This is a genomic window from Cupriavidus sp. 01L46, assembly GCF_056399905.1.
On the sequence record NZ_JBFTSF010000277.1, the window covers coordinates 1 to 8,347 of the forward strand.

Genomic DNA, 8,347 nt, shown 5'->3' on the forward strand with positions numbered 1-8,347 from the left:
TCATAGCAGCGTTTTTTTTTGCTGGGAAGCCCCGGCGCAGAATTTTTGCCGGGAATCCCCGCGGGCGCGCCGCCGGGTGGCGGCGCGGTCATTTAGGCGGCGTCGTTGGCGGGCAGTGGCGCGGGCTCGGTGCGATGGCGGAACCGGAGCAGGTAGGCCACGCTGAGCACCGCCAGGAAGGGGATGCCAGTGAGCAGCGTCATGCGGAAGGCTTCGGTGAACAGGGTGGTCAGCATGATGGCCAGCAGCATGCCTGCGCCTAGCAGCGTGAGCACGGGGAAGCCGCGCATGCGGAAGGCCAGGGGGCGGTTGCCGGCGGCAGTCCATTGGCGGCGGAAGCGGTAGTGGGTGACGAAGATCATGAACCAGGTGAAGAGGGCGCCGAACATGGAGATGGCCATCATCAGCAGGAAGGCGTCGCCGGGGTAGAACACGTTGAGCCCGGTGGCCAGTGCGATGCCGATGCTGGAGAGCAGCAGCGCGCGCACGGGGATGCCGCGCTTGCTGACTTCGCCGAAGCTGCGCGGCGCTTGTCCTGCGCGGGCCAGGCTGAACATGGTGCGGGTGGTGATGTAGAGCTGGCTGTTCATGGCGGACAGCGCGGCGATCAGCACGACGAAGTTGATGATGGCGGCGGCGCCCGGCACGTGGATGGCTTCCATCACCTGGACGAAGGGGCTCTTTTGCGCGCCGGCCTGGTTCCAGGGGACGATGGCGAGCATCAGTGCGAGCGTGAGCAGATAGAACAGGCCGAGCCGGATCATGGTGGAGCGGAAGGCTTGCAGCACGGCGCGCTCGGGGTCCTGGGCTTCGCCGGCGGCGACCGCGATCATCTCGATGCTGAGGTAGCTGAAGATCGAGACGATCACCGCGACCCACATGCCCCACAGGCCGTTTGGCAGGAAGCCGCCGTGCGCCGTGTAGTGGTGAAAGCCCGCGCCGGCCGCGCCGCTGCCGGTGCTGCCGGGCGCGCCGAAGACGATGTAGGCGGCCACCAGGATAAAGGCGACGATGGCGATGATCTTGACCATCGAGAACAGGTATTCGACGGCGCCGAAGATGCCGACGCCGACCAGGTTGATCAGGATCAGCGCGGCGGAGAACGAGACGATCCAGAACCACGCGGGCACCTGCGGGAACCAGTAGCCCATGTAGAGCGCCACCGCGGTGACTTCGGTGCCGACCGCTAGCACGATGGAGGCCCAGTAGGCGTAGCGCACCAGGAAGCCCGCGAGCGGGCTGACATAGTGCTCGGCATACGCGCCKAAGGAGCCGGAGGTGGGGTGGGCTACCGTCATCTCGGCCAGGCAGCCCATCAGCAGCAGCGTGACCAGCGCGCCGATGGCATAGCTGAGCAGCACGCCGGGGCCGGCGAAGCCGATGGCAAAGCCGCTGCCCATGAACAGGCCCGTGCCGATGGCGCCGCCAATGGCGATCATCGCCAGCTGGCCGGGCTTCAGGGTGCGGTGCAGGCCTTTCTCGCGTTGGACGATTTGCTGGAAGCTGCTTTCCGCGCTCCCGCGTCCGTGGATCTGGTTCATGTCTCCTCCTTGGTTTTTTACGCCGCGGCCGTGTTGCCTGGCAGTGTTGGCGACATTTCGCTCGTTCGGGGTTGCTGTATCCGCAGTCTAAGCCCCGCGGGACCGCACTACGCAGGGAAGCGTCGCGCCAACGGTGCGGAAATTTCGCAATTCTTGCCTTCAGCCGTGCGCGGCGAGGTCACCGCCGAGCCCGAAGAAGCTTGCGGCATTGCCGCCGAGCAGGCGCCGGCGGGCGGCCTCGGCAAGATCGCTCTCGCGGATCAGCGCGCCGACCTGTTGCTCGCCGAGCGGATAGGGGTAGTCAGAACCCAGCATCACCCGGTCCTCGCCCATCACGTCGACCAGCAGCTTGAGCGCGCGCGGGTCGAACACGGCGGAGTCCACGAAGAAGCGGTTGACATACGACGAGGGCGGGTGCGGGCAGTCTTCGCGCACGATGTCGCGATGGCGCCAGGCGTTGTCGACGCGGCCGAGCAGGAAGGCAAAGCTGCCGCCGCCATGCGCGAAGCACAGCTTGAGCGAGGCCGGGATGCGCTCGAACGCGCCGGACAGGATCAGCGACAGGATGCCGAGCTGCGTTTCCGCCGGCATGGACACCAGCCACGGCAGCATCCACTTTTTCATGCGCGGGGCGCCCATCATGTCCCACGGGTGCACGAGTACGGGAATGCCTTCGTTGGCGCAGTGGATGAGGAAGGTGATCAGGCCTTCGTCGTCGAGATCGCGGTCGCCGAGGTGGTTGCCGATCTGCACGCCGACATGGCCACCGGCCTTGGCGCGCGAGGCTTCGCGGCAGGCGGCGTCGATATCCTGCAGTGGCACCTGGGCCAGCGCCTTGAGCCGCGCGGGACGGTGCGCGCAGAGTGCCAGCGCGTAGTCGTTCATGCGCTGCGACCAGGGCACCGCGACGTCCGCCGGATAGCGGTAGCCGAACATCACGGGCGTGGCGCACATCAACTGGATGTCGACACCGCAGCGGTCCATTTCCTCGATGCGGCGCGCGGGGTCCCACAGCGCGGAGTAGACCGGGCGGAACGGCTGGTCGCCGGTCATGATCATGGCAGTGTCAGTGCCATTGGTCTGCAGCCAGGGCGCGGCGACGGAGTCAAGCGCCGCGGCCTCCTGGCGGGYGATGGGCGGGAAGAAATGGCTGTGGATATCCACCACGCTGTTGGTGCTCATTTAGGGTCCTTGCTGGCCTGTGCCGAGGCCCGGCCAGGATGCACCGTGCCGCATTGCCCGCAGCGGCGCAGCGCTGCGTTGTCGTAAAAGCCGGCAAACAGCGGAGGCAGGTCGGTGACGATGCTCTTGAGCTGCACCTCCACGCRGTGCACCAGCGCGCTGCACGCGGGGCAGTACCACTCGAAGCCGTCCACCACGCCTTCGGGGCGCTGGCGCTCGATGACCAGGCAGCGGCTGTCGGCMTCGGGGCGTTGCGGGGAATGCCGCACGTGCGCGGGCAGCAGGAAGATGTCGCCCTCCTTGAGGTCGACGCGCTCGCGCTTGCCGCGGTCCATGATATCCAGCCAGGCATTGCCCTTGAACTGGTAGAAAAACTCTTCGAGCGGATCGTCATGGAAATCCGTGCGCTGGTTGGGGCCGCCCACCACCGTGACGATGGTGTCGGCGTCCTGCCAGACCTGCTGGTTGCCCACGGGCGGCTTGAGCAGGTGCGCGTGCTCGTCCAGCCAGCGCGGGAAGTTGAGGGGCATGCCGTAGGTGAACATGGCGCGAGTCTCTTGTGCGTGTGAGGTTGCGGTTGCGATGCCGGGCTTGTCAGTGCATCAGTACATCAGTGCGTCAGCGCGGCAGCGGCTGGTAGGCCACGGCCTTGATCTCGATGAGCAGATGCGGGTGCGGCAACTGGTGCACGGCCACGGTGGTGCGGGTCGGGCCGTCGTAGTCGAAGTAGTCGCCGTAGACCTCGTTGTAGCCGCCGAAATCGTTCATGTTGACGAGAAAGGTGGTGATCTCCACCAGGTCGGACAGATCGCAGCCGACGCTTTGCAGGATCTCGCGGATATTGAGGATCACGGCGCGGGTCTGCTCGCGGATATCGAGCGCGGTCACGCCCATGGCGTCGGCGCTGGCGCCGGCGAAGCTGTTGTCCGCACGGCGCGAGCTGGTGCCTGAGACAAACAGGAAGTCGCCGGCCCGCTTCACGTGCGGGAAGCGGCCGCGCGGGGTGGCCTTGCCGGTCAGGACTTTGGAAAGCGTGGTCATGCGTGGTCTCCGGTGGTCAGCGTGTGCTCAGTTCGACTTGCCCCATCCCGCTCACGCGGGTGCGCACGTGGCAGCCGGGACGCAGCGGCTCGGCAGCGGTGGCCGCGCCGGCCATGATCAGCGAGCCGGCCGGCAGCACCATGCCGGCCCGCGCCAGCAGTTGCGAGGCCTGCACCAGCGCGCGCAGCGGGTTGCCGAGGATGGCCGCGGTGGTGCCGAGCTGCGCCGCGCGGCCGTCGATCTCGAGCTGCACGCCGCGGTTGGCTAGCGCGCAGTCCCGGCGCGACCACGGCCCCACCACCAGCGCGGCGGACGAGCAGTTGTCGGCGACCACGTCGGCCAGCGAGAACTTGAAGTCGCGATAGCGCGAGTCGATGATCTCCATGGCCGGGGCCACCGCCTCGATGTGGCCGCCGGCATCGAGCAAGGTGAGCGGACCGGCGATATCGCGCGATGTCAGGAAGCACACCTCGGGCTCGATGCGCGGATGGATAAAGGCATCGAGCGCGAGCACGGCGCCTTCCTCGCACAGCATGGCATCGGTGAGCTGGCCCCAGATCAGGCTGTCCACGCCCATCTGGACCATCTTGGCGCGGCTGGTGAAGCCGAGCTTGATGCCGATCGGTTGCTCGCCGCGCGCGTGGCGCAGCGCGACGGCGCCGGCCTGGATGGCGTAGGCGTCTGCGATGGAATAGGGCGTGGCTCCGCCTGGCGGGTCGATGGCTTCACGCTGGCGCGCGGCGTCGTCGAGGCGGGTGGCGTACTGGGTAATCTGATCGGCAATCATGCGGCACTCGCGATCGGGGTGTTGGTGGTGGTGGCGGTGGGATGGGCGCCGGGATTGGCGGGATCGCGCTGGCGCAACAGGTCCAGCGCCACGTCCACGATCATGTCTTCCTGTCCGCCGACCATGCGGCGGCGTCCGAGCTCGACCAGGATGTCGACGGTGGCAATGCCGTAGCGCGCCGAGGCAGCCTCGGCGTGGCGCAGGAAGCTGGAGTACACGCCGGCATAGCCAAGCGCCAGCGTTTCGCGGTCGACGCGCACGGGGCGGTCCTGCAGCGGGCGAACCAGGTCGTCCGCGGCGTCCATCAGTGCGTAGAGGTCGGTGCCGTGCGGATACCCCGCGCGGTCGATCGCCGCGATAAAGACTTCCAGCGGTGCGTTGCCCGCACCCGCGCCCATGCCGGCGAGCGAGGCGTCCACGCGGTCGCAGCCGTGCTCCAGCGCCACCATGGAATTGGCCACGCCGAGCGACAGGTTGTGGTGGGCGTGCATGCCGGTCTCGGTGGCGGGATCGAGCACTTGCTTGAACGCATCGAAGCGCTCGGCCACGTCGCGCATCGACAGCGCGCCGCCGGAGTCCACCACGTACACGCATTGCGCGCCGTAGGACTCCATCAGCCTGGCTTGCTGCGCCAGCGCCGCCGGCGTGGTCATGTGCGACATCATCAGGAAGCCCACGGTATCCATGCCGAGCTTGCGCGCGTACTCGATATGCTGGCGCGAGATGTCGGCCTCGGTGCAGTGGGTGGCAACGCGCACGGTACGCGCACCGGCATCGTAGGCCGCGCGCAGGTCGTGGATGGTGCCGATGCCGGGCAGCAGCAGCGTGGCCACGCGTGCGTGCTTGAGCTCCGCCGCCACCGCGGCGATCCATTCGAGATCGGTGTGCGCGCCAAAGCCGTAATTGAAGCTCGAGCCGTTGAGGCCGTCGCCGTGGGCCACCTCGATGCTGTCCACGCGTGCCGCGTCCAGCGCGCGGGCTATGGCCACGGCTTGCGGCAGGCTGTATTGATGGCGGATGGCGTGCATGCCGTCGCGCAGCGTCACGTCCGACACGTAGACTTTCTTCATGGCCTTGCCTGCGGGATGTTGTGCTGCGGTCATTGCGTTGCTCCTTGCGCACGCGCCAGCTTATGCTCGGCCACGCGCTCGGCGGCGGCCAGCGCGGCGGACGTCATGATGTCGAGATTGCCGGCGTAGGCCGGCAGGTAGTGCGCGGCGCCTTCCACCTCCAGGAACACCGAGACCTTGAGGCCGGCCAGGCGGCCGATGCCCGGCAGCGTGAGCGGGCGGGCCGGGTCGATGCGCTCGAACTGCACCTGCTGCTTGAGCCGGTAGCCGGGCACATAGGCGGCCACCTGCGCCACCATGCGTTCGACCGAAGCGCGGATGGCGTCCTGGTCGGCATCGGCCGCGGTCAGGCAGAACACCGTGTCGCGCATCAGCAGCGGCGGCTCCGCCGGGTTCAGCACGATGATGGCCTTGCCGCGCGCGGCGCCGCCCACTTCCATGATCGCGTTGGCGGTGGTCTCCGTGAACTCGTCGATATTGGCGCGCGTCCCCGGGCCGGCCGAGCGGCTGGCGATGGACGCGACGATTTCGGCGTAGCTCACCGGCGCGACTTGCGACACGGCACGCACGATKGGAATCGTGGCCTGCCCGCCGCAGGTGACCATATTGATGTTGGGCGCGTTGAGGTGGCCGTCCAGGTTGACCACCGGCACCACATACGGGCCGATTGCCGCCGGTGTGAGGTCGATCACCTGGATGCCGTGCTTTTGCAGCACGGCGTTGTGATGCATATGGGCGCCGGCCGAGGTGGCATCGAAGGCTACGCGGATGTCCGCGAAGCCGGGCATGCCAAGCAGGCCTTCGATGCCTTCATGCGTGGTGGGCACGCCGAGGCGCTGCGCGCGGGCGAGGCCGTCGGAGGCGGCGTCGATGCCGACCATGGCGCCGACTTCCAGGTGCCGGCCGTGGCGCAGGATCTTGATCATCAGGTCGGTGCCGATATTGCCGGAGCCGATGATGGCTGCGCGCAGGCGCGTCCGGGATGGCTTGCTTATGCTCATGCTCGTGCTCATGCGGAGGGCTCCTTGTTGGCTGGGGCGAAGCGCGTGGACAGGCGTCCCAGCCCTTCGATCTCCAGGTCGAAGACGTCGCCGGCGGCAACCGGCACCATCGGGCCCAGCGCGCCGGTCATGACGATGTCGCCGGCTTGCAGCGGACGGCCCACGCGCACCATGGTGTCGGCCAGCCACAGCGCCGCGTTGAGCGGGTTGCCGAGGCAGGCGGCGCCGGTGCCGAGCGAAACCTGTTGGCCGCGGCGCTCCATCACCATGCCGCAGCCGATGAGGTCCAGGTCCGCCAGCTTGACGGGGCGCGAGCCGAGCGCGAACAGGCCGCTGGATGCGTTGTCGGCAATCGTGTCGGCCAGGCGGATATCCCAGCTGGCCACGCGGCTGCCGACGATCTCGGCAGCGGGCAGGGCGTAGGCGGTGGCGCGGATCAGGTCGGCGATGGTGTGGCGCTCATGCGCGAGCGGATGCGCCAGCACCAGCGCGATCTCGGCTTCGATCTTGGGCTGCAGCACGCGGCGCAGGTCGATCTCCTCGCCCTCGGCCACGGCCATGTCGGCGAACAGCATGCCGAAATCCGGCTCGCCCACGCCCAGCTGCTGCTGCACGGCGCGCGAGGTCAGGCCGATCTTGCGGCCCACCAGGCGGCGGCCTTCGGCGAGCCAGCGCAGCGTGTTGATCTCCTGCACCTGATAGGCCGCCTGCGGATCGGTCTCGCCGATCAGCGTGCGCACCGGTGCGCACGGCGCATGCCCGGCATGCGCCTGCCACAACAGGTCGGCGGCGGCGCGGATGGCGGCGCCGGCGTTGGATGGTTGTTTGGTCTCGTTGGTCATGGCTCAGAGCTTGATGCAGATGTTCGCCACTTCCGAGTAGAAGTCGAGCGAGTGGCGRCCGCCTTCACGGCCCAGGCCCGAGAGGCCGACGCCGCCGAAGGGCGTGCGCAGGTCGCGCAGGTACCAGGTGTTGACCCAGGTCAGGCCCACGCGCACCTGGCGTGCCACGCGGTGGGCGCGTGTCAGGTTGGTGGTCCACAGCGCGCAGGCCAGGCCATAGGCGCTGTCGTTGACGCGCGCGACGACTTCCTCTTCGCTGTCGAACGGGGCGATATGGCAGACCGGGCCGAAGATTTCCTCGGTGACGCAGCGCGCGCTGTCGGGCAGGCCGGTCCAGATGGTGGGCATCACGTACGCGCCTTCGTCGCGCGCATCGCCGAACAGCGGCACGCTGCCGCCGCAGACCACGGTGGCGCCTTCTTCCACCGCGAGGCGGAAATACGACGCCACCTTGTCGCGGTGGCCGCGCGAGATCAGCGGACCCATGTCCACGCCATCGTCGCCGGGGTAGCCGAGCTTGAGCGCTTGCGTGCGTGTCTTGAGCGCTGCCACGAAGGCGTCGAAGATCGGCCGCTCGACAAACACGCGCTCGGAGCACAGGCAAACCTGGCCAGCGTTGGTAAAGGACGAGCGCAGCACGCCCGCCACCGCGGCGTCGAAATCGGCGTCGGCGAACACAACCGCGGCGTTCTTGCCGCCGAGCTCGAAGGAGATTTCCTTCACGCCATCGGCTACCGCACGCATGATGGTGCTGCCGGTCCTGGACTCGCCGGTGAACGTGATGGCGTCGATGCCCTCGTGGCGGGTGAGGAATTCGCCGGTGGAGCCGCCGCCGAAGCCGTGCAGCAGGTTGAACACGCCGTGCGGCACGCCGGCCTGGTGG

The 8,347-nt window shown here is 68.1% G+C and carries 9 protein-coding genes; all 9 read right to left on the reverse strand.

Annotation, left to right across the window (positions count from 1 at the left end; translation table 11 throughout):
• Nucleotides 1–92 precede the first annotated feature (92 nt).
• Nucleotides 93–1,541 carry an amino acid permease gene (locus tag AC1DS3_RS31285; RefSeq protein ID WP_477128657.1) on the reverse strand — a complete coding sequence of 483 codons (1,449 nt, stop codon included), beginning with the start codon at nt 1,539–1,541 and terminating at the stop codon, nt 93–95.
• A 159-nt stretch (nt 1,542–1,700) separates the two neighbouring features.
• Nucleotides 1,701–2,723, reverse strand: a complete 1,023-nt coding sequence (locus AC1DS3_RS31290) for an amidohydrolase family protein (protein WP_477128658.1) — start codon at nt 2,721–2,723, stop codon at nt 1,701–1,703.
• Nucleotides 2,720–3,268 carry a 3-hydroxyanthranilate 3,4-dioxygenase gene (locus AC1DS3_RS31295; RefSeq protein WP_477128659.1) on the reverse strand — a complete coding sequence of 183 codons (549 nt, stop codon included), beginning with the start codon at nt 3,266–3,268 and terminating at the stop codon, nt 2,720–2,722. The genes AC1DS3_RS31290 and AC1DS3_RS31295 overlap by 4 nt, the downstream gene beginning before the upstream one ends.
• Before the next feature lie 73 nt (nt 3,269–3,341).
• Nucleotides 3,342–3,764, reverse strand: a complete 423-nt coding sequence (locus AC1DS3_RS31300) for a RidA family protein (protein ID WP_441639544.1) — start codon at nt 3,762–3,764, stop codon at nt 3,342–3,344.
• Nucleotides 3,765–3,780: 16 nt separating this feature from the next.
• On the reverse strand, nt 3,781–4,551 hold the full coding sequence (locus tag AC1DS3_RS31305) for a 2-keto-4-pentenoate hydratase (protein WP_441639543.1): 771 nt from the start codon (nt 4,549–4,551) through the stop codon (nt 3,781–3,783).
• Nucleotides 4,548–5,654 carry a 4-hydroxy-2-oxovalerate aldolase gene (gene dmpG / locus AC1DS3_RS31310; protein WP_441639542.1) on the reverse strand — a complete coding sequence of 369 codons (1,107 nt, stop codon included), beginning with the start codon at nt 5,652–5,654 and terminating at the stop codon, nt 4,548–4,550. Before dmpG ends, AC1DS3_RS31305 begins: the two co-directional genes overlap by 4 nt.
• Nucleotides 5,651–6,622, reverse strand: a complete 972-nt coding sequence (locus AC1DS3_RS31315; RefSeq protein ID WP_441639541.1) for an acetaldehyde dehydrogenase (acetylating) — start codon at nt 6,620–6,622, stop codon at nt 5,651–5,653. Before AC1DS3_RS31315 ends, dmpG begins: the two co-directional genes overlap by 4 nt.
• 8 nt (nt 6,623–6,630) lie before the next feature.
• Complete coding sequence (locus AC1DS3_RS31320; protein WP_441639540.1) at nt 6,631–7,464, reverse strand: 2-keto-4-pentenoate hydratase; 834 nt, start codon at nt 7,462–7,464, stop codon at nt 6,631–6,633.
• A gap of 3 nt (nt 7,465–7,467) precedes the next feature.
• Nucleotides 7,468–8,347, reverse strand: an 880-nt coding sequence (locus tag AC1DS3_RS31325) for an aldehyde dehydrogenase family protein (protein ID WP_477128660.1), incomplete at its 5' end; no start/stop codon positions are given.

Excerpts from the sequence above, each read along its gene's own strand:
- AC1DS3_RS31300 (WP_441639544.1), bottom strand. The coding sequence starts at position 3,764 with ATGACCACGCTTTCCAAAGTCCTGACCGGCAAGGCCACCCCGCGCGGC.
- AC1DS3_RS31305 (WP_441639543.1), bottom strand. The coding sequence starts at position 4,551 with ATGATTGCCGATCAGATTACCCAGTACGCCACCCGCCTCGACGACGCC.
- dmpG (WP_441639542.1), bottom strand. The coding sequence starts at position 5,654 with ATGACCGCAGCACAACATCCCGCAGGCAAGGCCATGAAGAAAGTCTAC.
- AC1DS3_RS31320 (WP_441639540.1), bottom strand. The coding sequence starts at position 7,464 with ATGACCAACGAGACCAAACAACCATCCAACGCCGGCGCCGCCATCCGC.